Genomic DNA, 22,053 nt, shown 5'->3' with positions numbered 1-22,053 from the left:
ACATGCACGTCACATGCTGGAGGAAGCGTATGCCGATCTACCGGGCGCCGGTTGCAGACACCCTTTTCGTCCTCAACGATGTGCTCGGCTACGAGCGCTATGCCAACCTGCCTGGTTTCGCTGATGCAAGCGGCGACGTGCTGGAAGCCATCCTGGCCGAGGGTGCCCGGCTGGCGGAGGAAGTGATCCAGCCGACCAACCGCATTGGCGACACGCAAGGCTGCAAGCGCAACGACGACGGATCGGTGACGACCCCGGAGGCCTTCAAGGACGCCTGGGCCCAGTATCGCGAGGGCGGCTGGCTCGGCCTTGCGGTCCCTGCCGAGTTCGGCGGGCAGGGGCTTCCCTATGCAGTCCACACCGCGGTCGGCGAATACTTCGTTTCGGCCAACATGGCCTTCATGATGTATCCGGGCCTGACGCAGGGCGCGATTGCTGCGATCGTTGCTCACGGCAACGACGAGCAGAAGGCCGCCTACCTGCCGAAGATGGCCGACGGCGCCTGGACCGGCACCATGAACCTGACCGAGCCGCATTGCGGAACGGATCTTGGCCTGTTGCGCACCAAGGCCGTGCCGAACGCCGACGGCTCCTACAAGATCTCAGGCCAGAAGATCTTCATCTCCGCCGGCGAGCACGACCTCTCCGAAAACATCGTCCATCTGGTGCTGGCCCGCATCGAAGGGGCGCCGGAGGGCGTCAAGGGCATCTCGCTGTTCATCGTGCCGAAATTCGTGCTGGATGCCGAGGGCAATCCCGGCGCGCGCAATGCCGTCTCCTGCGGCTCGATCGAAGAGAAGATGGGCATCCACGGCAACTCGACCTGCGTCATGAACTACGATGAGGCGACCGGCTGGCTGCTGGGCCAGGAGAATGGCGGCCTCAAGGCCATGTTCGTGATGATGAACGAGGCCCGCCTCGGCGTCGGCCTGCAGGGCCTGGCGATCGGCGAGGCCGCCTACCAGAACGCGGCAGCCTACGCCCGCGAGCGCATCCAGGGCCGTTCGCTGTCGGGGCCGAAGGCGCCGGACAGACAAGCCGATCCGATCATTGTCCACCCGGACATCCGTCGCAAGCTGATGACGATGAGGTCGTTCAACGAAGCCGGTCGCGCGCTTGCGCTGTGGACCGCGCTCCGCTCCGACGTCGCCCACCGTTCCGGTGATGAGAAGGATCGGCAGCTCGCCGACGACCTGCTCGGCCTGATGACGCCGATCGTCAAGGGCGTGCTCACCGACAAGGGTTTTGAGCACGCGGTCATGGCGCAGCAGGTGTTCGGCGGCCACGGCTACATTGAAGAGCACGGCATGAGCCAGTTCGTGCGCGACGCGCGCATCGCCATGATCTATGAGGGCGCCAATGGCGTCCAGGCTCTCGATCTGGTCGGCCGCAAGCTGGCGCAGAACGGCGGCCGCGCCGTCCAGGCGTTCTTCAAGGAGGTCGGCGAGTTCTGCGAGACGAACCGCTCCGACGAGAAGATGGCGCCCTACACCAAGGCGCTGAAGAAGGGGCTCAACGACCTCCAGGCAGCGACGATGTGGTTGATGCAGAACGCTATGCAAAGACCCGACAACGCTGGCGCGGCATCCACCGACTATCTGCACCTCTTCGGGCTCGTCGCGCTGGGCTACATGTGGGGCCAGATGGTCAAGGCTGCGCAGCAGAAGCTCACCGGCGGCGCCGGCGATGCCGCCCCGTTCTGCGAGCACAAGCTGGTGACCGGCCGCTATTTCATGGAGCGCGTGATGCCCGAGACCGCCGCCCACCTTGCCCGCATCTCGACGGGCGCCGATACCATGATGGCGCTGCCGGCCGAGGCGTTCTAAGTTGCCAGGGTTGGAGGAGCCCGCATGACCAATCCCGCAGAAGTTCTGGGCCTGCCCAAGCCCGCCTGGGCCGGCGAAGACGTGTCCATGCTCTACGACATGGCCACGAAATTCCTCGAGGCCGAGATCGCGCCCCGCTACGAGGAATTCGAGAAGAACGAGATGGTCGACCGCGAAAGCTGGCTGAAGGCCGGCGCGGCGGGGTTGCTTTGCGCCTCCATGCCGGAGCAGTACGGCGGCTCGGGCGGCAGCTTCGCGCATGAGAGCGCCATCATCGAGGCGCTCGGCCATGTCGGCACCGACGGCTTCGGCATCGCGCTTCACAGCGCTATCGTGGCCCCTTACATCCTCCACTACGGCTCGGAGGAGCAGAAACGGAAGTGGCTGCCGAAGCTGGCGACGGGCGAGCTGATCGGCGCCATCGCCATGACCGAGCCCGGCGCGGGCTCCGACCTGCAGGGCGTTAAGACACGTGCCGACAAGGACGGCAACCAGTACCGGATCAACGGTTCGAAAACCTTCATCACCAACGGCCAGCTTGCAAACCTCATCATCGTCGTCACCAAGACGGACCCGTCGGAAGGCGCCAAGGGCACCTCTCTGATCGTGGTCGAGACGGACGAGGTCGATGGCTTTCAGCGCGGCCGCAACCTCGACAAGATCGGCCTCAAGGCGAACGACACGTCGGAACTGTTCTTCAACGACGTCCGCGTGCCGACCGCCAACCTCCTCGGTTCGCAGGAAGGGCAGGGCTTCGTCCAGCTCATGCAGCAGCTGCCGCAGGAACGGCTTCTGATCGGCACCCAGTCGATCGGCATGATCGAGCGGGCGCTCGCCGTCACCATCGACTACGTCAAGGAACGCAAGGCGTTCGGCCGGCCCTTGATCGACTTCCAGAACACCCAGTTCAAGCTGGCCGAACTCAAGACCGAGGCGACGATTGGGCGCGTTTTCTACAATGACTGCGTGCAGCGTCACATCGACGGCGGCCTCGATCCCGCCACCGCCTCGATGGCCAAATACTGGCTGTCCGATTTGCAGGGCAAGGTGGTCGACGAATGCCTGCAGCTCTTCGGTGGCTACGGCTACATGAACGAATACCCGATTGCCCGCATGTACCGCGACGCCCGCGTCCAGCGCATCTACGGCGGCACCAACGAGATCATGAAGTTGCTGATCGCGCGCGGCCTCTAGGCGGCGACCGAGCTATCAAGGAGACCACGATGCCCGACGTATTTGTTTACGATGCCGTCCGCACCCCGCGCGGACGCGGCAAGAAGGACGGTTCCCTCCACGAGGTGCCGGCCGTTCGTCTCGGCGCCAAGGTCCTGGAAGCGGTCCGCGACCGCAACGGCCTCGATACCTCCACGGTCGATGACATCATTTTCGGCTGTGTCGATCCGGTCGGCGAGGCGGGCTCGGTCATCCCGCGCTCGGCGGCGTTCGAGGCGGGCTACGCGATGAGCGCGCCGGGCATGCAGATCTCGCGCTTCTGCGCCTCGGGCCTCGACGCCATCAACCTCGGCGCTGCGAAGATCGCCCAGGGGTCCGACGAAATCGTGATCGCCGGCGGCGTCGAGTCGATGTCGCGCGTCGGCATGGGCATGTCGGGCGGCGCCTGGTTCATGGACCCCTCGGTCGGCCTGCCGGGCTATTTCATGCCGCAGGGGGTCTCGGCCGACCTCATCGCGACGAAGTACGGTTTTTCGCGCGACGACGTGGACGCCTATGCCGTCGAGAGCCAGAAACGCGCCGCCAAGGCGTGGGAGAAGGGCTATTTCAAGAAGTCCGTTATTCCGGTGAAGGACCAGAACGGCCTCACCATCCTCGACCATGACGAGCACATGCGCCCGACCACCGACATGCAGGCGCTGGCTTCGCTCAACCCTTCCTTCGTCATGCCGGGCGAGATGGCCGGCTTCGCCGCCGTCGGCATCCAGCGGCATCCGGAGGTCGAGGAGATCAACTACGTCCATCATGCCGGCAATTCCTCCGGCATCGTTGACGGCGCGGCTGCGGTCCTCCTCGGCTCGAAGAAGGCCGGCAAGACGATCGACGCCAAGCCGCGCGCCCGCATCCGCACCTTCGCCAACATCGGTTCGGAGCCGGCGCTGATGCTGACGGGCCCGGTCGACGTCACCGAGAAGCTGCTCAAGCGCGCCAAGATGAAGATGTCGGACATCGACCTGTTCGAGCTGAACGAGGCCTTTGCCGCCGTGGTGCTGCGCTACATGCAGGCCTTCGATATTCCGCACGACAAGATCAACGTGAACGGCGGCGCCATCGCCATGGGCCACCCGCTCGGCGCCACCGGCGCCATGATCTTCGGCACGGTGCTGGACGAACTGGAACGGCGCGACCTCAACACAGCATTGGTGACGCTCTGCATCGGTGCAGGAATGGGCACGGCTACCATCATCGAACGGGTTTGACGCGAATATCCCTCCCCCTTGAGGGGAGGGTGGCCGCGCAGCGGCCGGGTGGGGTCGCCTGAACGTCGAACGCGGCGCCACCTTCAAGTCGAGACAATTGAAACGATCCCACCCGACCCGCTTCGCGGGTCACCCTCCCCTCAAGGGGGAGGGAGCGCCGCCGAGGAGCTCCAATGACCTACACCAACTTCACCCTGGCCACCGACACCGACGGGATTGCCCTGATTACCTGGGACATGCCCGACCGCTCGATGAACGTCTTCACCGAGGAGGTGATGGAGGAGCTCGACCGGATCGCCGACGCCGTCGTCGTCGACGCGGCCATCAAGGGCGCGGTCATTACCTCCGGCAAGGACACGTTTTCCGGCGGCGCAGACCTCACCATGCTGAAGCGCATGCTCACGCTCTTCCAGGAGAAGAAGGCGAAGGACCCCGAGGCGGCGACGAAGCTTCTGTTCGACAATGTCGGGCTCATGACCGGCCTGTTCCGCAAGATCGAGACCTGCGGCAAGCCCTGGGTGTCGGCCATCAACGGCACCTGCATGGGCGGCGCCTTCGAGATGTCGCTCGCCTGCCATGGCCGTGTCGCGGCCGACGGCGAGAAGGTGACGATGGCACTGCCTGAAGTGAAGGTCGGCATCTTCCCGGGGGCAGGCGGCACCCAGCGCGTCATGCGCCTCGCCGACCCGCAGGCCGGGCTGGAGATGCTGACGACCGGAAAGTCGCTGTCGCCGCAGAAGGCGAAGCAGATGAACCTGATCCACCAGGTTGTCGCCCCCGATCAGTTGATCGAGACGGCCAAGGGCATGATCAAGGCCGGCCTCAAGCCTGTCGCACCATGGGACGAGAAGGGCTTCAAGCTGCCGGGTGGTCCGGTCTATTCCGCCGCCGGCGCCAATCTGTGGCCGCCGGCGATCGCCATCCTGCGCCGCGAGACCTTCGGCAATTATCCGGCTGCAAGCGCCATCCTGAAATGCGCCTATGAGGGCCTGCTGGTGCCGATCGACACCGGGCTCCGCATCGAGCAGCGCTATTTCACTGAAATCCTGCAGACCAAGGAGGCGGCGGCGATGATCCGCTCGCTCTTCGTCTCCCTGCAGGAACTGAACAAGGGCGCACGCCGCCCGGCCGAGGTCCCCGCCACCAAATTCACCAAGATCGGCGTGCTTGGGGCGGGCTTCATGGGCGCCGGCATAGCCTATGTCACCGCCAAGGCGGGCATCCCGGTCGTTCTGCTCGACCGCGACATGGAGTTGGCCGAGAAGGGCAAGGCGCATTCGGACACGCTCGTCTCCGATGCCATCAAGAAGGGCCGTGCCAAGCCGGAGGACAAGGAAAAGCTCCTGTCCCTGATCACGCCGACCGCCGACTATGCCGCGCTCGACGGCTGCGACCTCATCGTGGAGGCCGTCTTCGAGGATTCCGCAGTGAAGAAGGGGGCGACCGAACAGGCCGAGGCGGTGCTGAAGCCGGCGGCAGTCTTCGCCTCCAACACCTCGACCATTCCGATCACCTCGCTCGCCCAGAACTCGAAGCGGCCGAAGAATTTCGTCGGCATCCACTTCTTCTCGCCGGTCGACAAGATGATGCTGGTCGAGATCATCATGGGCAAGAAGACCGGCGACAAGGCGCTGGCGACCGCGATCGACTATGTCCGCGCGATCAAGAAGACGCCGATCGTCGTCAACGACACGCGCGGCTTCTACGTCAACCGCTGCGTGCTGCGCTACATGTCGGAAGCCTTCCAGATGCTGATCGAGGGCGTGCCCCCCGCGATGATCGAGAATGCCGCAAAAATGGCCGGCATGCCGGTCGGCCCGCTGGCCCTGACCGACGAGACGGCGATCGATCTCGCCCAGAAGATCATGAAGCAGACCATCCGCGACCTCGGCGAGAAGGCCGTGGACAAGGAGCAGTTCGCTCTGATCAACAATCTGGTCGACAAGCACGGCCGCTTCGGACGCAAGAACGCCAAGGGTTTTTATGACTACCCGCCGAAGCCGGCCAAGAAGAAGCTGTGGCCGGGCCTCAAGGACCTCTACAAGCAGCAGGACCCGGACGGCATCGACGTCGAGGAACTGAAGCAGCGCTTCCTGTACGTCATCGCGATCGAAGCTGCCCGCGTCATGGAAGAGGGCATCGTGACGGATCCGCGCGAGGCAGACGTTGGCTCGATCCTCGCCTTCGGCTTTGCGCCCTTCACCGGCGGCACGCTCTCCTACATCGACGGCATCGGGGCGAAGAACTTCGTCAAGCGCGCCAAGGAATTGCAGAAGAAGTACGGCCCGCAGTTCAAGGCGCCGAAGCTTCTCCAGCAGATGGCGGATGCGGGCGAAACCTTCTATGGGCGCTTCGATCCCTACAAGACGGGCGAGGCGAAGAAGGCGGCCTGAGCGCTCGCCTGCCATGGCCCTCGAGACAGGGGGCCATCCATTCAGGCTGGACACGCGCGCGGCGGGGGGCTAAGACCGACAGGCATTTTTTCCTGTCGAAAGGAGAGCAATGATGCTCTCGCACGAGCGCGTCTGGGCGGCGATCGACGCTCTTGCCGCGCGCTATTCGTTATCCCCGTCCGGTCTTGCCAGGCGTGCGGGCCTCGACTCGACTGCCTTCAACAAGTCAAAGCGGACGTCGGCCGATGGACGTCCGCGCTGGCCGTCAACCGAGTCCCTGTCGAAGGTCATCGAGGCGACCAACGCTACCCTGGACGAGTTCGTCGAACTGGTGCGCGGAGCCGCGCCCGAGGCCAAGGCGTTGCCGCGCCGGGTCGCAACCGTCCCGATGATCGGCTTCGCGCAGGCGGGGGGCGGCGGCTATTTCGAGGATGGCGGCTTTCAGCCGGGCGACGGGTTCGAACTGGTCGAACTGCCTGACAGCGCGGGCGAGGGGACCTTTGCGCTCGGCGTGCAAGGCGACTCCATGCTGCCGCTCTACCGCAAGGGGGACATCCTGATCGTGAAGCCGGACGCTGCGGTCCGACAGGGCGACCGCGTCGTGGTGAAGACGCAGTCCGGCGAGGTCATGGCCAAGATCCTGCAACGGCGCGGCCAGACTTCGGTCGACCTTGCCTCGCTCAATCCCGAGCATCCCGAGCGCCGCGTTCCGCTGTCCGACGTCGAGTGGATGGCGCGCATCGTCTGGGCGAGCCAGTAGCATGCGTCCGGTCGTCGCCGCGGTGGCGGTCGCCGGCGTGCTGGCGCTCTGCGGCCTGGTCGCGGTCGGCGGTCGCAGTATCGTTGACAGGAACGTGGGCGTTACGGTCGATGAGATCGGGCCTCTTCCGGAAGGAATGTTCGACGATACCGAAGAAGCGGTCCCCGAGAACGATGCTTCTGCCGGGGCGGCGTCGGATGGATCGGGCGAACTGGCAGGGCAGGCTTCGCCGCCGACGGCTTCCCCCACTGTGAACAACGAAGAGGCTCTCCAAGAGAGCGGCCTCGAGCGCCTCGCGCCGCGCGATCCCCTCAGCGAGCTGTCGCAGGCGCTGCCGCCTGGACGCGCCAAGGCGCCGCCGCCCGACCAGTGGAAGCCGACGCGGCTGTTCAACCCGGTCGCAGCCTCCGCGGGGGTCCTGGAGGCTCACGGCTACCGGGTCGCGCTGGCGGGCATCGAGCCGACACCCGTCGACGAAATGTGCACATTCGAAGGAGCCGCGTGGGCGTGCGGGGCGCAAGCGCGCACGGCCTTTCGCGCCTGGCTGAGAGCCAGGGCCGTGCGCTGCGTCGTGCCGCCGTCGCCCGACCTGCAGTTGATCACGGCCGAATGCGACGTCGGCAGGGACGATGTCTCGAGCTGGCTGGCGTCGAGCGGCTGGGCGAGGGCGACAGCGGGCGGACCATACGCCGAAATGGCGGCAACGGCCAAAGCCGACAGGAAGGGTCTGTTCGGACCGCCGCCGGAGCGCATCACCGTCACGATCGGGCCAACGTTGCCGCTGTCTTCAATCAACCCGGGACCCGACCAACCCATCCTGGACGAACGCGGGGACGTCACGGCCGCGCCGGCGACGGTTGTTGACGGACCGTTCCCGCCTCCGCCGCCTGCGCCTGAAAGCCCGCAATAGGGCATTGCCGGCGCACTGCGCCGCCGCCTCGCGGTCTTGCGGCCGCAAACCGCAGAGCGGTGCCGGTCAGGCGGATGTTGTGGTTAGACTACGAGTTCTCCGGCCAGGGCCTTTTCGATGAGCGCGCGGGTGTTCTCGACGCCGTAGAGCGCAGCGAACGAGCCGAAGCGCGGGCCGCGCTCCTGACCGATCAGCACCTGGTAGATCATCTGGAAGAAGGCGACCGACACGCCCGGTCCGCCTTCCGGGCTCTGCTTGGAATGGTCCTGATAGCGCTCGATCCTGCGCGCGACGTTGAGAGCAGCGTTCTGGATCGCCTCGCCGTCCGCTTCGACCGGCAACGCGCCGAGTGCAACGCCCAGTGCCGACAACGCTTCGCGTTCCACCTCGTCCGGCGCGCGAAAAACCTTCGTCGGCTTCACGAAATCGTCGAAGTAGCGGATGGCGTAGGCCGTCAGCTTGTCGAGTTCGGGATGCGTCGCCGGGGTGACGCCGGGCGCGTGGCGCGAAATGAAGCCCCACAGCACCGAACGGTCATGTGCGTTTGAGGCGCTGACGAGGTTGAGCAGGAGTGCGAAGCTCACCGGCAGTTCGATGGCCGGCGGGTTGCCGTTGTGCATGTGCCAGACGGGATTGCCGAGGCGCTCCTTCCAGGCCTGCCTGGGATAGGCGGAAAGGAAGGAATAGTACTCGTCCACCGCCTTCGGGATGACGTCGAAATAGAGCTTCTTCGCCTGGCGTGGCCGCTGGTACATGTAGAGGCCAAGGCTTTCGGTCGGCGCGTAGGTCAGCCACTCGTCGATGGTCAGGCCGTTGCCCTTGGACTTCGAGATCTTCTGGCCGTTCTCGTCGAGGAACAGTTCGTAGACGAAATGCTCGGGCGCTCGTCCGCCGAGGATCTCACAAATCCGGTCGTAAATCGCCGCGTTGGTCTGGTGATCCTTGCCGAACATCTCGAAATCGACGCCGAGTGCGGCCCAGCGCATGCCGAAGTCCGGCTTCCACTGCATCTTCACCTTGCCGCCGGTGACAGGCAGGGTCGTCTCCACACCGTCCTCGTCGTCGAAGGTGATAGTCCCGGCCTTGGCGTCGACATGCTTCATCGGCACGTAGAGCACGCGCCCGCTCTTCGGCGAGATCGGCAGGAAGGGGCTGTAGGTCGCCTGCCGCTCCTCGCCGAGCGTCGGCAGCATCACCTTCATGATCTGGTCGTAGCGTTCCGCGGCGCGTAGCAGCACGTCGTCGAAACGGCCCGACTTGTAGTATTCCGTGGCGCTCGCGAATTCGTAATCGAAGCCGAACGTGTCGAGGAAACGCCGCAACATCGCATTGTTGTGGTGGCCGAAACTCTCGTAGTCGCCGCCGAAGGGGTTCGGAACCGCCGTCAGGGGCTTCTGCAGATGGGGCTCCAGAAACGCACGGTCCGGCACGTTGTCCGGGATCTTGCGCATGCCGTCCATGTCGTCGGAGAAGCAAAGGAGCTTGGTCTTGACCTTGTCCTGCGTCAGCACGCGGAACGCATGTCGCACCATGGTCGTGCGCGCCACCTCGCCGAAGGTGCCGATATGCGGCAGGCCGGAGGGGCCGTAGCCGGTCTCGAAGAGCACCGTCTCGGGATAGTCGCGGCCCTTGTACCGGTTGACGATCTTCTTCGCTTCCTCGAACGGCCAGGCTTTGCTCTCCGCTGCAGCAGCGAGAACATCGGGTGACTGATCGATCAGGTTGGATCGAGGCATTGCAACTTTCCTGGTGGACGGCCGGCATCTGTGCGGTACGGGGCCTGCTCTATGCGCGCCAAGGGGATGCGTCAACGATGGCCGGGAATTTCCTTGAACGACACCCGCCGCGTTCCTACAGTTTCTGGGCATCGAAGTTGAGGAACCAAAGTGCCGCTACCCACAGTTCACGACGCCATCATCTATCTGATGGTCATCACCTCGGCATCCGATCGCGACATGACGGACGACGAACTGGCCCGCATCGGCGAGGTCGTCAAGTCGTGGCCCGTCTTTACCGATTTCGACCGCGACAAGCTGGTGGAGGTCGCGCAGCGCTGCCAGGAGCTTCTGCATCGGGAAGGCGGCTTGAAGGCTGTCCTGAAGGATGCGACCCGCGCCATCCCCTCGCGTCTCCACGATACGGCCTACGCGGCAGCATTCGAGGTGGCTGCGGTCGACCTGGAGATGCGTATGGAAGAGGTCCGCATCCTGCAGATGCTGCGGGGCAGCCTCGATCTCGACCCCCTGACCTGTACGGCGATCGAGCGCGCCGCCAAGGCGCGCCACCGCATGCTCACGTGATGCAACTCAGAAGAAGCCGACCGGGAAGTAGCGCAGATAGAGTTCGGCGAAGATCCCCTTGACGCCGATTTCGCGCAGCGCGAAGTCGAAGGCTCGTGCGAGATCGGCGTCTTCCGGCCGCACCGCGATGGCCAGACCCTGGCCCAGGAATTCCGGCGCGAGGTAGGGGCCGCCGAGAAACTTGCAGCAGCCCGCGCCGGTTGGTTCCGCCAGCCAGAAGCCGAGGCGCATGCCGTCGCCGAAAACCGCGTCCACCTTGCTTGACCTGAGGTCGCCGAACATCCAGTCGGCGCGCGAGTAGGTGACCGCCTTTGCTTCCGGGAAATAGGCCCGCAGCATGCGTTCGTGAGACGAACCGGCGATTGTCCCCACGCGCTTGCCTGCCAACGCCGCATGCAGGGGATCTGCAAGGGAGCTTCCCTTCGCGACGACGAAACGTGCAGGAAAGCTCAGATAGGGTCTGGTGAACGCGTGCTTGCTGCGGCTCTCGGCGGTGATCGCCACGCCCGCGATGATCGCCTCGCCCTGTCTGTCGGCAAGAGCCGTCTCGAGTTCGGCCCAGGGCAGTGCCTGGATCTGGCAGCGGTCGATGATCTTCAGTTCCTTGCAGATGGCTCGCGCGAGATCGACGTGGAAGCCCGATAGGCGACCGCTGCCGTCGAGGAAATTGAACGGGGCGAAGTCCGTGGTCGTGAGAAAGCGCAGGCGCTCCAGCGTGGACACGTCAGGCTTGGCGATCCGCTCCTTTTCATCCCAGAACATCGGGATGGCGGGAGACTGCGATCTGGCCGGCAGGGCGGCAAGGACGGCGGCGAGACACAACACGGTGATACATAGGAAGCGCAAAAATGATCTCCGTGGCGGCGCTCGGCGGATGATGACCGCTGAGGTTACCGCGCTGAGTGGGTTGCTTCAATGTCGGCTCGAAAGCAACGCAAATCGTGTGCTTTGATTCTGCAACCATAAGGTGCTTGAAATTGCATTTTCGAGAAAAGATAATTTAAAACGCGGGAGGCGGTAGAACATCTTTCTACCCAGAGGGGAAAAGAAGTGAGCGAGGAGCAGCGGGAGAGTAAAAGCGCTGTCGAGCGCGAAAATAACCGTGAAGCTGCGCGAGAAAGTTCTTCGGAAAATTGCCGTGTCTCGCTTCTGTCTCGCCGTGAAGCCGAATGTCTCGGACTGGCCGCCGCGGGAAAAAGTGAGTGGGAAATCTCAAGAATTCTGGGCATTTCGGAGCATACATCCGAGAAGCATCTGCTCAACGCGAAGATGAAACTCGGCGCTGTCAACCGCGTTCAGGCGGTCGCCGTGGCAATCCGCAGGGGACTTATTGCCTAGACACTGATCGAATGTATCAGAATCGCTCAAGCTGTTTGGCGAGGCGATGCCGCTCGTAATGGCTGCTTGATGCGGAAAAGCTGAAACCTACGCGATCACGCAATTTATACGCGAGTGAAATCTCCTATGCTGAGGTCCAGGGAGTGCTGGAAGCTCGCCACGGAGCCGACGGTTCTATGGAAATGTGTCCCGGATTCCAGCGTTTTTTGGGGTAATCAAAGTGAGTTTCGGTTGCCTGGGCGCGCTGCGTGCCTCCGTGATTGATGCTTGCCTGTGCGGGGGGCTGGTCCATGTCGATCGACCCGCGTGACGCCCTTCCGGTCCATGTTCCCCACAGAGGGGCGCTGCATGGATTTGCGCCCAGCGCCGCACTGTCCCCGGCACGGCGCTGGGCAAACAGGGTGTTTCCGGTGCTGGCCGAATGGTGGGGCGTTTTCGAACGCGGCGGCATCACGGATGATCAGGCGGTAAGGATCGCTGCATCCGCCGAGCGGAACGGAACCAGCCTGCCGGTGGAGGCGGTTGCGCTCGGCCATGCGACGGAGGAAAGGATAACGCTTGCGATCGCCGACGAACTCGGCATCGAAGCGCGGTTGACGGTGGACCCGGACTCACTTGCGCTGCCCGATTCTCAGGCAGCCGCGCTGATTGGCAGCGCGCGATCCACGATGTTCGTGAAGATGAACGAGGGCGCCGAAACCCACGTGCTCGCCGCCACTGACAGGCTGCGCGACCTCGCTCACCATGTCGGGTCGACGCCGCATGCTGCCGAGCGTCTGCGTCTCGTGCCCGTGACTGTGCTGCGTTCAGCCCTTGCCGCCCGGGTCACGCACCTGCTGGAGAACATCGCCACCTTCGACCTGTTCACGCGGCACCCGGCGTACTCGGCGCGAACCGTCGTCAACGCGTGGCAGGGATGCGCGCTCGGTGCGCTGGCAATCGGGCTCCCGGTCGCTGTCTGGGCGTGGCCAGCATTCGCCTTTGCCGCGCTGCACATCGTCTTCACACTATTCTTCTTTTCCTGCGTGGTGTTGCGCTTCATGGCGCTCGCAAAGCCCGCGCCGGCCGTCGGAGGCGCCGCAGGGGAGCGGCCTTGTCCGGCCGACTTGCCGATCTATTCGGTGCTGGTCGCGCTCTACAAGGAAGCCGACGTGGTGGGCGAACTCATCGCCGCGCTCCGCAAGCTGGACTGGCCCGCAAGCAAGCTCGACATCAAACTGGTCTGCGAGGCGGACGACAACGCCACGATCGCTGCAATACGAGCGGCACGGCCTCCACCTTACATGCAGGTCGTGGCTGTGCCCGATTTCGGGCCGCGCACCAAGCCCAAGGCGCTGAACTATGCGCTGCAGACCTGCCGCGGCGAGTTCATCGTCCTATATGATGCGGAGGACAAGCCGCATCCCGGGCAATTGATGGAAGCCTGGCGGCGTTTCCGCTCCTCGCCTCCCGCGGTGGCTTGCCTGCAGGCTCCGCTGGAGATCACGAATGGCGACGAGACGTGGATCGCAAGGCTCTTCGCCTTTGAATATTCGGCGCTCTTCCGCGGCCTGCTTCCGTGGCTTTCGGCGCGCCAGTTGATCCTTCCGCTCGGCGGCACGTCAAACCATTTCCGTCGGGCCACGCTCGAGGAAGTCGGCGGTTGGGACCCATACAACGTCACCGAGGACGCGGATCTCGGGGCCCGGCTGATGCGCTTCGGCTACCGGACGGAGACCATCTCGTTGCCGACGCTCGAGGAGGCCCCAACGACGCGGGGCGTCTGGGTGCCGCAAAGGACGCGATGGTTCAAGGGATGGCTGCAGAGCTGGCTGGTTCACATGCGCGCGCCGACGGCGCTCTACAGGGAGCTCGGCCCGAAATCATTCCTGGTGGTGCAGGTCGTCTTTGGCGGAATGGTGATCTCGGCCCTGGTTCATCCGATCCTGCTGGCGACCATCGCGATAGTCGGCGCCGACCTCATTCAGGGTAAATCGCTCAGCACCTTCCAGTCGACGCTCCTGGTCGTCGACACGATCAACATCGCTTGCGGCTATGTGTCGTTCTGGCTTCTGGGCTGGCACTCCAGGGCGCCAGGCGAGAGGCGCGGCATGCGGAAGATCGTGCTCTGCACGCTTTTCTACTGGATGCTGATGTCCTATGCGGCGTGGCGCTCGGTGATCCACCTCTACAGGGTTCCGCATCTGTGGGAGAAAACCCCGCATGGTGCGACAGCTGCTGCCTTCCGCCCGCCGCCGGCGCATCGGACCTCGGCAGAACCCTTGTCCGCCTGAGCCGCTATTCCTTCAGGAGTTCTGGCCCTTCTCCGATGATCTTGGTGTCCGGCTTGCCGATTGCCTCGTCGTCGCGTCCCTCATAGGGCAGGCTCTGGAGCACGCGACGGATCACCGCGATCCGCGCACGGCGCTTGTCATTGGATCTGACGACGATCCACGGCGCATGCGCGGTGTGGGTGCGCTCGAACATCAGGTCGCGCATTTCCGTATAGGCGTCCCACTTGGAGATGCCTCCAATGTCGATCGGCGAGAACTTCCAGTTTGTAAGGGGGCTATGGCGTCGGTCGTGGAAGCGCTTGAGCTGCATCTCCTGGCCGATGCTCAGCCAGAACTTGAAGAAGTGGATGCGCTCTCCGACGATCATCCGTTCGAAGCCGGGTGTGTCGTCGAGGAAATCGCGGTGCTGCTCAGGCGTGCAGAAGCCCATGACCGGCTCGACGCCGGCCCGGTTGTACCATGAGCGGTCGAAGGTCACGAATTCGCCGGCTGTCGGGAAGTGAGTCACATAGCGCTGGAAATACCACTGGCCGCGTTCTGTTTCGGTCGGCTTGGACAGCGCCACGTTGCGAGCGCTGCGAGGGTTCAGGTACTCGCGGAGCGCATTTATCGTGCCACCCTTGCCCGCCGCATCCCGGCCCTCCAGAATGATGAGCACGCGCTGCCCGTTCGCGTGCTGCCACGCCTGCAGCTTCGTCAGCTCGATTTGCAGACGTTCCAGCGTGTCCTCGTATTCGTCCTTGTCCATCTTGTCCGGGTAGGGATATCCGTCGGAACCGAGCGCTCGTTTTTCGATCCAGTCCGGAAGCTCCGGGTTGTCGATGTCGAAGACCCGCTCCTCGCCGCCAATCTTCAACGTGACCACGGAGGGGCGCTTCGAGGCGTCGCTTTTGGTTTCCATTTGTCACCTTTCACCCGGCTTCATCATGCTATTGGGTGGATAGGACATGGTCCAGATCGAAGTGAATTGGTCGGAGAGCTGCAATGAGCGCCGAAGACGCGCAGGCAGATGAGACGGTTGGCGGCCCCCTGGCCGCCCTGCGCCGCGATTGGCCTGCCCTGGCGATCGTTGCCGCGGGTGCTCTATCGGCGCTCGCCGTCCCCCAGTTCGCTGCGCCGAGCCTCGTTGCGAGCATTCTGGCGCTGGCTGCCTGGCTCCTGGTGCGAGCCACGTCTCCGCACGGGACGCCTGACGCGGAAGTTCCGGAACTGCAGGCCGCTGCGGTCAGCAACCAGATATCGGCGGTCGATCTCGCCGCTGCGGTTCCCGATCCGCTGATCATCTTCGAGGCGTCGTCGTCAATCGCCTATGCCAACGAAGCGGCGCACCAGGCTTTCGGTGTCCTGCAGAATGGCATGTCTCTGCTGCTCAAGTTCAGGGCGCCCGAAGTGCAGGAACTCATCGGCTCGATCGTCGCCGGCCACATCGGCCCTCTCACGGCGGAATACTCGGAGCGCGTTCCGATCGAGGCGACCTACCGGATCACCGGCGGCAGCATCGGCACCGATGGTGGGCTGTTCTTCCTGCTCTTCAAGGACCAGAGCGAGTCCCGCCGCATCGACCGCATGCGCGCCGACTTCATTGCAAACGCCAGCCACGAGCTGCGCACGCCACTGGCTTCGATCAGCGGCTTCGTCGAGACGCTGCTCGGTCCTGCGAGGGACGATCCGGCCGCGCGCGAGCGGTTTCTCAAGATCATGCAGGACCAGACGGGCCGCATGTCGCGGCTGATCGACGACCTTCTGTCGCTGTCCCGCCTCGAGATGAAGCCGCATGGCAGGCCGACGGCTCAGGTCGATTTGCGGCAGCTGCTGGAGAATGTCCTCGATACGCTGAGACCGCTTGCTGGCGACCTCTCGGTCGCCATCGAGACGGATATCGCCGTCGAGCAGGCCATTGTGGCCGGCGATCGCGACGAGCTGTTCCAGGTTTTCGCCAATCTGGTGGAGAACGCCTGCAAATATGGTCGGCCGGGCGGGAGGATTGTCGTGTCCATGGCGCGCTTCGACAACGGGCCGAAGCCGGAGATCTGCGTTACGGTGAAGGATTTCGGGCCGGGCATTCCCGAGGAGCACATCCCCCGCATCACCGAGCGGTTCTACCGTGTGGACGCGGAAACCAGTCGCTCCCAGAAGGGCACCGGGCTGGGCTTGGCGATCGTGAAGCACATCCTCACGCGCCACAATGGGCGCCTGGTGGTGCGGTCGCAGGTCGGCATCGGCTCCCAGTTTGCAGTTTTTTTGCCGGCGAAATAGTGTTGCGGCTTGCATACGTCGGACGTGGGTCTCGGCGTTTCTTCATTCTGTCATCTGACAGGCTTACCCTATAGATGGCGCGCGAGTCGTCGCCAGGAGTTCAGTGACGTGACTGCAGCGCCGCATATCTTTCGGACCTATGACGAGGAGTTGAAATTCCTCGCCAAGCGCATTGCTGCGATGGGCGGTCAGGCGGAGCGCATGGTCGACCAGGCCATCACGTCCCTGGTCAGTTCGGATCACGCCTTGGCGCAGCAGGTCGTCGCCGACGACGCGGTCCTGGACGGGGCGCAGCGCGAGATCGACGACAAGGCCATCGTCATCATTGCCAGGCGCCAGCCCATGGCCGGCGACCTGCGCGAGATCATCGGCGCCATCCGAATTGCGTCGGACCTCGAGCGGGTCGGCGATCTTGGCAAGAGTGTCGCCAAGCGTGTGGTGGCAGTGACGGATTTCCGCCAGCCGGTCAGCCTGTTTCGCGGTCTGCAGGCTCTCGCGGAACTGGCCCTGACGCAGCTGAAGGATGTGCTCGACGTCTACGCCTCACGCTCGGTCGAGAATCTCGCCACGGTCAGGGATCGGGATGGCGAGATCGACGCGATGTACACGTCGCTCTTCCGCGAACTCCTGACCTACATGATGGAAGACCCGCGCAATATCACGCCCTGCACGCATCTGCTGTTCTGCGCGAAGAACATCGAGCGGATCGGCGACCATGCGACGAACATCGCCGAAACCGTGTATTACGTCGCCACGGGCGAGCAGATGCCGATCGAGCGTCCGAAGGACGACAAGAGCCATCGGGTCACCGTGAGTTCCGACAACCCGTCCCGCTGACCGGGAACCCAGGGCAACCGCGCAGGCCCTGGTCCGCCGCTCGCTTGCCCGCCTCAAGACGGGGGGAGGCGCGTCGGCGCTCCTTCCTGCTCGGCGGAGAAGAATGTGACCGCGAAACCGCTGCAATCAGGCGCGAAGCGAACTCCCTGTCATGCAGGGATGTTCGCTTTTATCGGCGCGGAAAAATGCCTGTGTCAGCGGCTGCGGCGCCGCTCGGCAGCCGGCTGGAACGCCACGGATGCATGGAAGCTGCAATAGGGGCCGCTCTCGCCGACGTCGTTGCCGCAGAAGCTGAAGTCTTCCGACAGCGGATCGCCGTTCGGCCATTTGCAGGTCTTTTCGCTGAGCTGGATGAGCTGGAGCTTGCGCGAGATCGGCACGACGACATCGGTGACCGGCCGCAAGTGCTGACGGGCGACCGGCTCTGCGTCGAACTGCGCCTGCAGCGCGGTGGCGCCGACCGTCGTCGTCACGATGCGGGGGCTTGTCACGGGCTTGGGGGCCGCCTTTGACGGGCTGCTTTGTGCTGCCTTCTTGGGTCGGGATCCGCTGCTGGTCGTCCGTCCCCGGCTGGAGAGATGCAGCCGGTGAACCTTGCCGATCACCGCGTTACGGCTGACTCCGCCAAGTTGAGCCGCAATCTGGCTTGCGCTCAGACCCTCTGCCCAAAGTTTTGTCAGTTGCTCAACGCGTTCGTCAGTCCACATCGGACACGCTCCTGTGTAGCAGCGTGCGCAATCGGAATCCAATCCCTGCCCGAGGCTTCACCGCGGGAGTGATACCACTAATAAGCAGTTGTTAGGTCCGCCGCACGAAATCTTGTTATCGTTGGCAAGAATCTAACTATTGACTGACTCTGTGGCAAGAGTCGCGGATGCCACACGAATCGCTTTCCGCAGTTTTCCCCAACTTGCCTACTGCGAGCCTCCATTCGCTGCCGCAGGGGCAGGAAACGGCGGTCCCCGGAGCGACGTTTTCGTTGACTTCATAAGGGAAAACCCCAATATGCCGGTCAAAGCCGCGCTTCAGCGGCTTTTTCACATTTTGCGCGCCGACATAAGGCCTCGGGCTGACCCGGTCGCGGCGCGGCTGGAGAACGAGACGACTATGAGTGGTTCGGCGCTTTACGAGACTTTCGCGCGCGCGCCCCTGGCTTTTGAACGGGGCGAGGGCAGCTGGCTGGTTACGGCCGATGGCGAGCGATATCTCGATTTTGCCGGCGGCATCGCGGTCAATTCGCTGGGGCACAGCCATCCGCATCTGGTCGCTGCGCTGACCGAGCAGGTCGGCAAGCTCTGGCACGTCTCGAACCTCTACGAGATCCCCGAACAGAGCAGGCTGGGCGAGCGCCTGGCCGACGCTACCTTTGCCGACAAGGTCTTCTTCACCAACTCGGGTGCGGAGGCGCTCGAATGCGCCATCAAGACGGCCCGCCGATATCACTACGCCAAAGGCCATCCCGAGCGCTTCCGCGTCGTCACCTTCGAGGGCGCCTTCCACGGCCGCACGCTGGCGACCATCGCCGCCGGCGGTCAGAAGAAGTACCTCGAAGGTTTCGGGCCGAAGGTCGATGGCTTCGACCAGGTTCCGTTTGGGGACATGGACGCCCTGCAGAAGGCGATCACGCCCGAGACGGCCGCGATCCTCATCGAGCCGGTGCAGGGCGAGGGTGGCATCCGCAACGTTCCCGCAGCAACGCTGAAGCGCCTGCGCGAGCTATGCGACCAGCACGGCCTCCTGCTCATCTATGACGAGGTGCAATGCGGCATCGGCCGGACCGGCAAGCTGTTCGCCTATGAGTGGTCGGGCGTCGCCCCGGACATCATGGCGATTGCGAAGGGCATCGGCGGCGGCTTTCCGATGGGCGCCTGTCTTGCGACCGACGAGGCGGCGTCGGCGATGACGCCCGGCGTGCATGGCACGACGTTCGGCGGCAATCCCCTCGCCATGGCGGTCGGCAATGCCGTGCTCGACGTGGTGCTCGAGGACGGCTTCCTGGAGGACGTCCAGCGCAAGTCGCTGCTGATGAAGCAGGGCCTGGCCGCTATTGCCGACGAGTTTCCCGACGTGATCGAGGAAGTGCGCGGCGCTGGCCTGATGCTTGGCCTGAAATGCCTACACCCGAACAGCAAGGTGAACGTGGCGCTGGGCGACCAGAAGCTGCTTGCGGTGCCGGCCGGCGACAACGTGATCAGGCTGCTGCCGGCGCTCACCGTGTCCGACGCCGATATCCGCGAAGGCCTTGAGCGCATCCGCGCCGGCGCCCAGAGCGTCTCGCGTGCGTCCGTGGCCGCGGCGGAATGAACCCATGAGCATTCGCCACTTCACGGATCTGTCCGCCGTTTCGGCGGCGGAGTTGCGCGCAATCCTGGATGACGCTTCGGCCCGCAAGGCCGAGCTGAAGGCGGGCAATCGGTCGAGGCCCTTCGACGGCAGGGTGCTGGCGATGATCTTCGACAAGCCCTCGACGCGCACCCGCGTGTCGTTCGACGTCGCCATGCGCCAGCTCGGTGGCGAGACGATCATGCTCACCGGGGCCGAGATGCAACTCGGCCGCAGCGAGTCGATCGCGGATACGGCCAAGGTCCTGTCGCGCTACGTCGATGCCATCATGATCCGCACGACCTCGCACAAGCGGCTCATCGAGCTGACGAAAAACGCCACCATACCGGTCGTCAACGGTCTCACCGACGACACGCATCCTTGCCAGATCATGGCCGACATCATGACCTTCGAGGAGCATCGCGGCTCGGTGAAGGGCAAGACGATCGCCTGGACGGGCGATGGGAACAACGTGCTCCATTCTCTGCTCGAGGCCTCGGCGCGGTTCAGCTTCAATCTGAACGTCGCCGTGCCGAAAGGGAGCGAGCCCGGCGAGAAGTACGTACGCTGGGCGCGCGACAATGGCGGCTCGATCAAGTTCACCAAGAGCGCGGAGGAAGCCGTCGAGGGCGCCGACTGCGTCATTACCGATTGCTGGGTGTCCATGGGCCAGGAGCACAGGGCGCGCGGCCACAACGTTTTTCTGCCCTACCAGGTCAACGCGGCGCTGATGGCGCACGCCAAGCCGGACGCCCTGTTCATGCACTGCCTTCCCGCCCACCGCGGAGAGGAAGTGACGGACGAGGTGATCGACGGGCCGCATTCGGTGGTCTTTGACGAGGCGGAGAACCGTCTCCACGCCCAGAAGGCCGTTCTCGCCTGGTGTCTCGGCGCTTGATTGCGCCCAATGTGATGCCTATCTGGTCGGCATCACATTAGGAACTTATGAACATCGTGCGGGCCCGACGCATGTCCTGTCGGCCCGCACGACGTGTTTGGGAGCCGGCGAATTGGCTGATACGCAACTAAAACTGGGCGAGTTCGGCTTCGCGGGCGACGACCATGTCGTGCCCTTCGAAGTCTCGGCGCTCGACATGCGCGGTCGCACCGTTCAGGTCGGCCCGCTTCTGGACGAGATCCTCGGCCGGCACGACTATCCCGAGCCCGTGGCCCGGCTGCTCGCCGAGGCTATCGTGTTGACGGCGTTGCTCGGCACGTCGCTGAAATTCGAAGGCAAGTTCATCCTGCAGACGCGGACGGACGGTCCGGTCGACATGTTGGTCGCCGACTTTGCGACGCCCAATGCGATGCGCGCCTATGCGCGTTTCGACGCCGAAAAGGTTGCCGCTGCGGTCGCCGCCGGCAAAACCGCTTCCCAGGATCTGTTTGGCCGAGGCGTGCTCGCGCTCACCATCGACCAGGGCGCGCACATGCAGCGGTACCAGGGCATCGTCCAGCTGGACGGCACCTCCTTCGAAGAGGCCGCGCGAAGTTATTTCCGGCAGTCGGAACAGATTCCGACCACGGTCCGCCTGGCTGTGGCCCGGCAGCGGCTTCCCGGCGACCGCGGCGAGCACTGGCGGGCCGGCGGCCTGCTGGCGCAATTCCTGCCGGCAGCCCCTGAGCGCCTCCGGCTTCCTGATCTTCCCGGCGGGGATGGGGACGGGGGGCATGCGGCCGATCCGACGGACGATTCCTGGAGGGAGGTGCAACTCCTCGTCGACACGATCGAGCCAACCGAGATGATCGATCCGACGGTCGGCGCCGAGCGCCTGCTCTTCCGTCTCTTCCACGATCATGGCGTGCGCGTCTTCCCGGCTGTCCGCATCGCTGACGAATGCAGTTGCTCGCGAGACAAGATCCGCGGCATCCTCGACGGCTTCTCCGCCGAGGAGATCAGCGAGAGCGTCGAAGAGGGCCGGATTCGCGTCGACTGCGAGTTCTGTTCGAAGTGCTACGAATTCGATCCAACCGAATTCACGGCGGTCGAGTAGTCAGTTCACCGTCCGCGACCGGTCCGGCAGATCCAGCGAGAAGGCGGGGATGTCGATGTTGAACATCTCGCCGCTGGCATTGCGCATGGTGTAGTGGCCAACCATGATTCCCGAGGGCGTGGAAAGCGGGCAGCCCGACGTGTACTGATAGCTGTCTCCGGGATTGAGTTCCGGTTGCTCTCCGACCACGCCGGGCCCGCGCACCTCCTCGATGCGTCCCGTCCCGTCGGTGATGTGCCAGTATCGCGAAAGCAGCTGGACGAATTCAGCCGACTGGTTGTCGATCGTCACGCGGTAGGCCCAGAAGTAGCGTCTCTCTTCGGGAGCCGACCGATCGACGAGATAGAATGGCTCGACACTGACTTCGATCTGGCGCGTGACGGCACGGTACATGCTGGCTTCCTCTGGCGCG

At 64.2% G+C, this 22,053-nt stretch carries 19 protein-coding genes; 14 read left to right on the top strand and 5 right to left on the bottom strand.

The window, feature by feature from the left end; genetic code table 11:
- Positions 1–29: 29 nt before the first annotated feature.
- The 6 genes from PD284_RS21420 to PD284_RS21395 all read left to right on the top strand — a co-directional run bounded on the left by PD284_RS21420 (position 30) and on the right by PD284_RS21395 (position 8,321).
- A complete protein-coding gene (locus PD284_RS21420) occupies positions 30–1,826 on the top strand; it encodes an acyl-CoA dehydrogenase C-terminal domain-containing protein (RefSeq protein ID WP_274630145.1) in 1,797 nt (598 codons plus the stop codon).
- Between the two features lie 24 nt (positions 1,827–1,850).
- Entirely contained in the window at positions 1,851–3,020 is a 1,170-nt protein-coding gene (locus PD284_RS21415; protein ID WP_274630144.1) for an acyl-CoA dehydrogenase family protein, read from the top strand.
- 29 nt (positions 3,021–3,049) lie between these two features.
- The gene (locus PD284_RS21410) at positions 3,050–4,258 is read left to right on the top strand and encodes an acetyl-CoA C-acetyltransferase (RefSeq protein ID WP_274630143.1); all 1,209 of its coding nucleotides are present in this window, start codon (positions 3,050–3,052) and stop codon (positions 4,256–4,258) included.
- 173 nt (positions 4,259–4,431) lie between these two features.
- Entirely contained in the window at positions 4,432–6,651 is a 2,220-nt protein-coding gene (locus tag PD284_RS21405; protein ID WP_274630142.1) for a 3-hydroxyacyl-CoA dehydrogenase NAD-binding domain-containing protein, read from the top strand.
- A 112-nt stretch (positions 6,652–6,763) separates the two neighbouring features.
- Entirely contained in the window at positions 6,764–7,411 is a 648-nt protein-coding gene (locus PD284_RS21400) for a S24 family peptidase (protein ID WP_274630725.1), read from the top strand.
- A gap of 1 nt (position 7,412) precedes the next feature.
- Positions 7,413–8,321 carry a thermonuclease family protein gene (locus PD284_RS21395; protein ID WP_274630141.1) on the top strand — a complete coding sequence of 303 codons (909 nt, stop codon included), beginning with the start codon at positions 7,413–7,415 and terminating at the stop codon, positions 8,319–8,321.
- 83 nt (positions 8,322–8,404) lie between these two features.
- On the opposite strand, the gene PD284_RS21390 is transcribed toward PD284_RS21395, so the two are convergent.
- Positions 8,405–10,057, bottom strand: coding sequence for a lysine--tRNA ligase (locus PD284_RS21390; protein ID WP_274630140.1), 1,653 nt, complete (start codon positions 10,055–10,057; stop codon positions 8,405–8,407).
- Between the two features lie 150 nt (positions 10,058–10,207).
- Here PD284_RS21390 and PD284_RS21385 point away from each other — a divergent pair, with 150 nt between their 5' ends.
- Positions 10,208–10,621 carry a tellurite resistance TerB family protein gene (locus PD284_RS21385; RefSeq protein WP_274630139.1) on the top strand — a complete coding sequence of 138 codons (414 nt, stop codon included), beginning with the start codon at positions 10,208–10,210 and terminating at the stop codon, positions 10,619–10,621.
- 6 nt (positions 10,622–10,627) lie between these two features.
- Here the strand turns inward: PD284_RS21385 and PD284_RS21380 are convergent, their stop codons facing one another.
- Positions 10,628–11,467 carry a transporter substrate-binding domain-containing protein gene (locus PD284_RS21380; RefSeq protein WP_411956240.1) on the bottom strand — a complete coding sequence of 280 codons (840 nt, stop codon included), beginning with the start codon at positions 11,465–11,467 and terminating at the stop codon, positions 10,628–10,630.
- A 204-nt stretch (positions 11,468–11,671) separates the two neighbouring features.
- Between PD284_RS21380 and PD284_RS21375 the strand changes: the two genes are divergently transcribed.
- Both PD284_RS21375 and PD284_RS21370 read left to right on the top strand, forming a co-directional pair.
- Positions 11,672–11,959, top strand: a complete 288-nt coding sequence (locus PD284_RS21375; RefSeq protein ID WP_274630138.1) for a response regulator transcription factor — start codon at positions 11,672–11,674, stop codon at positions 11,957–11,959.
- A 290-nt stretch (positions 11,960–12,249) separates the two neighbouring features.
- Positions 12,250–14,232, top strand: coding sequence for a glycosyltransferase (locus tag PD284_RS21370; RefSeq protein ID WP_274630137.1), 1,983 nt, complete (start codon positions 12,250–12,252; stop codon positions 14,230–14,232).
- A gap of 4 nt (positions 14,233–14,236) precedes the next feature.
- On the opposite strand, the gene ppk2 is transcribed toward PD284_RS21370, so the two are convergent.
- A complete protein-coding gene (gene ppk2 / locus PD284_RS21365; protein WP_274630136.1) occupies positions 14,237–15,133 on the bottom strand; it encodes a polyphosphate kinase 2 in 897 nt (298 codons plus the stop codon).
- An 83-nt stretch (positions 15,134–15,216) separates the two neighbouring features.
- On the opposite strand from ppk2, the gene PD284_RS21360 reads away from it, so the two are divergent.
- A complete protein-coding gene (locus tag PD284_RS21360; RefSeq protein ID WP_274630135.1) occupies positions 15,217–16,488 on the top strand; it encodes an ATP-binding protein in 1,272 nt (423 codons plus the stop codon).
- A gap of 108 nt (positions 16,489–16,596) precedes the next feature.
- Positions 16,597–17,325 (top strand): phosphate signaling complex protein PhoU, encoded by a 729-nt coding sequence (gene phoU / locus PD284_RS21355; RefSeq protein ID WP_274630134.1) that lies wholly within the window; start codon positions 16,597–16,599, stop codon positions 17,323–17,325.
- A 194-nt stretch (positions 17,326–17,519) separates the two neighbouring features.
- Here phoU and PD284_RS21350 read toward each other — a convergent pair whose 3' ends face one another.
- Positions 17,520–18,032: a GcrA family cell cycle regulator gene (locus tag PD284_RS21350; RefSeq protein WP_274630133.1), complete on the bottom strand. Its 513-nt coding sequence runs from the start codon at positions 18,030–18,032 to the stop codon at positions 17,520–17,522.
- A 400-nt stretch (positions 18,033–18,432) separates the two neighbouring features.
- Between PD284_RS21350 and PD284_RS21345 the strand changes: the two genes are divergently transcribed.
- From PD284_RS21345 to PD284_RS21335, 3 genes are all read left to right on the top strand, one after another.
- A complete protein-coding gene (locus PD284_RS21345; protein ID WP_274630132.1) occupies positions 18,433–19,629 on the top strand; it encodes an aspartate aminotransferase family protein in 1,197 nt (398 codons plus the stop codon).
- 4 nt (positions 19,630–19,633) lie between these two features.
- A complete protein-coding gene (gene argF, locus PD284_RS21340) occupies positions 19,634–20,545 on the top strand; it encodes an ornithine carbamoyltransferase (RefSeq protein WP_274630131.1) in 912 nt (303 codons plus the stop codon).
- 112 nt (positions 20,546–20,657) lie between these two features.
- Positions 20,658–21,641 (top strand): Hsp33 family molecular chaperone, encoded by a 984-nt coding sequence (locus PD284_RS21335; RefSeq protein ID WP_274630130.1) that lies wholly within the window; start codon positions 20,658–20,660, stop codon positions 21,639–21,641.
- On the opposite strand, the gene apaG is transcribed toward PD284_RS21335, so the two are convergent.
- Positions 21,642–22,034, bottom strand: coding sequence for a Co2+/Mg2+ efflux protein ApaG (gene apaG, locus PD284_RS21330; RefSeq protein WP_274630129.1), 393 nt, complete (start codon positions 22,032–22,034; stop codon positions 21,642–21,644).
- Positions 22,035–22,053: the final 19 nt, after the last annotated feature.

It is taken from the genome of Mesorhizobium shangrilense, assembly GCF_028826155.1.
Classification (GTDB): Bacteria; Pseudomonadota; Alphaproteobacteria; order Rhizobiales; family Rhizobiaceae; genus Arvimicrobium; species Arvimicrobium flavum.
This window is presented reverse-complemented; position numbering and strand designations above follow the sequence as displayed.

Excerpts from the sequence above, each read along its gene's own strand:
- PD284_RS21420 (WP_274630145.1), top strand. The coding sequence starts at position 30 with ATGCCGATCTACCGGGCGCCGGTTGCAGACACCCTTTTCGTCCTCAAC.
- PD284_RS21415 (WP_274630144.1), top strand. The coding sequence starts at position 1,851 with ATGACCAATCCCGCAGAAGTTCTGGGCCTGCCCAAGCCCGCCTGGGCC.
- PD284_RS21410 (WP_274630143.1), top strand. The coding sequence starts at position 3,050 with ATGCCCGACGTATTTGTTTACGATGCCGTCCGCACCCCGCGCGGACGC.
- PD284_RS21405 (WP_274630142.1), top strand. The coding sequence starts at position 4,432 with ATGACCTACACCAACTTCACCCTGGCCACCGACACCGACGGGATTGCC.
- PD284_RS21400 (WP_274630725.1), top strand. The coding sequence starts at position 6,764 with ATGCTCTCGCACGAGCGCGTCTGGGCGGCGATCGACGCTCTTGCCGCG.
- PD284_RS21395 (WP_274630141.1), top strand. The coding sequence starts at position 7,413 with ATGCGTCCGGTCGTCGCCGCGGTGGCGGTCGCCGGCGTGCTGGCGCTC.
- PD284_RS21390 (WP_274630140.1), bottom strand. The coding sequence starts at position 10,057 with ATGCCTCGATCCAACCTGATCGATCAGTCACCCGATGTTCTCGCTGCT.
- PD284_RS21370 (WP_274630137.1), top strand. The coding sequence starts at position 12,250 with ATGTCGATCGACCCGCGTGACGCCCTTCCGGTCCATGTTCCCCACAGA.
- ppk2 (WP_274630136.1), bottom strand. The coding sequence starts at position 15,133 with ATGGAAACCAAAAGCGACGCCTCGAAGCGCCCCTCCGTGGTCACGTTG.
- PD284_RS21360 (WP_274630135.1), top strand. The coding sequence starts at position 15,217 with ATGAGCGCCGAAGACGCGCAGGCAGATGAGACGGTTGGCGGCCCCCTG.
- PD284_RS21350 (WP_274630133.1), bottom strand. The coding sequence starts at position 18,032 with ATGTGGACTGACGAACGCGTTGAGCAACTGACAAAACTTTGGGCAGAG.
- PD284_RS21345 (WP_274630132.1), top strand. The coding sequence starts at position 18,433 with ATGAGTGGTTCGGCGCTTTACGAGACTTTCGCGCGCGCGCCCCTGGCT.
- argF (WP_274630131.1), top strand. The coding sequence starts at position 19,634 with ATGAGCATTCGCCACTTCACGGATCTGTCCGCCGTTTCGGCGGCGGAG.
- apaG (WP_274630129.1), bottom strand. The coding sequence starts at position 22,034 with ATGTACCGTGCCGTCACGCGCCAGATCGAAGTCAGTGTCGAGCCATTC.